This is a genomic window from Bacillus sp. LR--39 (genome assembly GCF_053613335.1).
Genome location: NZ_JBSIOT010001241.1, coordinates 1 through 594 on the forward strand (window position 1 = coordinate 1; position 594 = coordinate 594).

The following is a 594-nucleotide window of genomic DNA, read 5'->3' on the forward strand; positions in this document are numbered from 1 at the left end:
GAATCGCATCGATGTTGTCAACGCCCTCTTGGTTTTCGATTTTAGGGATGATTTGAATATCCTGAGCGTTGTGCTCTTCAAGAAGCTCACGGATTTCGAGCACATCCGTAGAACGTCGAATGAAAGATGGTGCGATGAAGTCTACTCCTTGCTCAATACCGAAAACGATGTCTCGCGCATCCTTTTCAGTAATACCCGGAAGATTGACACTTACGCCCGGTACGTTAACACCTTTTTTATTTTTGAGTGTTCCGTTGTTTAATACTTTTGTTTTGATTTCGCGTTTAGCGGCATCTACATCAAGTACCTCAAGACCGATAAGGCCGTCATCTAACAGAATCGTTGAACCTTGTTCAACGTCATGGACTAAACCTTCATATGTCACTGAAATTTTATCTGTTGTTCCTACAACCTCGTCCATTGAAATAATGAGCTCTTTGCCTGTTTCAAGCTCAATACCGCCGTTTTCCATTGTATGTGTGCGGATTTCAGGACCTTTTGTATCAAGCAGAATTCCAACGTTCTTGCCAAGTTTTTTGCTTGCTTCGCGGATATTTTTAATTCTTGCACCGTGCTCCTCAAAATCTCCGTGAG

1 protein-coding gene is annotated in these 594 nt (G+C 42.4%); it reads right to left on the reverse strand.

Annotation, left to right across the window (positions count from 1 at the left end; all coding sequences use genetic code 11):
- Nucleotides 1-594: pyruvate kinase (locus tag ACWHAR_RS29690; RefSeq protein ID WP_452088766.1), on the reverse strand; the 594-nt coding region annotated here is incomplete at both ends.